This window comes from Streptomyces sp. NPDC002867, from assembly GCF_053591895.1.
Genome location: NZ_JBSFUR010000114.1, coordinates 1 through 1,429, shown reverse-complemented (window position 1 = coordinate 1,429; position 1,429 = coordinate 1). Strand labels below are relative to the sequence as shown.

The window sequence follows — 1,429 nt, the reverse complement described above, 5'->3', positions numbered from 1 at the left end:
GGTCACGTCCGCTGGAGTGGTGTAGTGACGGCCACTCGGTGATCTCGTTTTGAGGCTATGCGGTGAGTTCGGTGGGCAGGGCGGTCTCGTCGGTTTCTGACTCGATCGGGTGGAGGCGGGCCTTGGCCAGCAGGTCGAGTCCCATGTAGCGGCGGGCCTCGGTCCACTCGTCGTTCTGCTCGGCCAGGACCGCGCCGACGAGCCGGATGACGGCGGTGCGGTCGGGGAAGATGCCGACGACGTCGGTGCGACGCCGGATCTCCTTGTTCAGCCGTTCCTGCGGATTGTTCGACCAGATCTGCCGCCAGATCTCGCGCGGGAAGGCGGTGAAGGCCAGCAGGTCGTGCTGGGCAGTGTCCAAGTGGGCTGCGGCTTTGGGGAACTTGGCCTCCAGGGCGTCCAGGGCGTGTGCCATCTGGGCCCGGACCGCGTCGGTGTCGGGCTGTTCGAAAATGGTCCGCAGCAGCGTGGCCACCCACGGCTGGGCCGATTTCGGAACCTGGCTGAGCAGGTTGCGGGCGTAATGCGTGCGGCATCGCTGCCATGACGCGCCGGGCAGCACCGCGCCGATGGCGTCGACCAGGCCGGTGTGCGCGTCGGAGATGACCAGCTGAACACCGGACAGGCCGCGGGCGATCAGGGAGCGCAGAAAGGCGAGCCAGCCGGCGCCGTCCTCGGCGGTGGCGACGTCCAGGCCGAGGATCTCGCGGTGTCCGTCGGCGTTGACGCCGACCGCGATCAGCGCGTGGACGTTGATGATGCGGCCGCCCTCGCGGACCTTCTGGGTCAGCGCGTCCACCCAGACGAACGAGTAGGGCCCGGCATCCAGAGGCCGGTTGCGGAACGCGGCGACCTGCTCGTCCAGGTGCTTGGCCATCGCACTGACCTGGGACTTCGACAGCTGCGTGACGCCCAGGGACTCGGCGAGCTTCTCGACTCTGCGGGTGGAGACGCCGAGCAGGTAGGCGGTGGCGACCACCGAGATGAGGGCCTGCTCGGCCCTGCGGCGGCGTTCCAGGAGCCAATGCGGGAAGTAACTGCCCTGGCGCAGCTTGGGGATGGCCAGTTCGACGGTGCCGGCCCGGGTGTCCCACTCGCGTGGGCGATATCCGTTGCGGTGGTTGACGCGTTCGTCGCTGACCTGCCCGTATTCGGCGTTGCAGAGGGCGTCGGCCTCGGCGGACATGACAGCGTCGGCGAACGTTTTAACCATCGCGCGCAGCAGATCGGGACTCGCCGCGGCCAGGTTGTCCTCGGCGAGGGCGTGCAGCGGCAGACTGTCAGGTGCGGTCATCGTGCTGATCTCCTTCGAGCTTCGACAACTCGAAGATCAGCCGGTGGCCGTTCTTGTATCCGGACACTCACTCCGACGCCAGGACAAACGCCCGGATCAGGTGGGAGCCCGTACACCACCTCTCAGGACGCAACC

General features: G+C 67.7%; 1 protein-coding gene. It reads right to left on the bottom strand.

Annotation, left to right across the window (positions count from 1 at the left end; all coding sequences use genetic code 11):
* Positions 1-55 precede the first annotated feature (55 nt).
* Positions 56-1,294 (bottom strand): IS256 family transposase, encoded by a 1,239-nt coding sequence (locus ACWD0A_RS34810; RefSeq protein ID WP_451304704.1) that lies wholly within the window; start codon positions 1,292-1,294, stop codon positions 56-58.
* Positions 1,295-1,429: the final 135 nt, after the last annotated feature.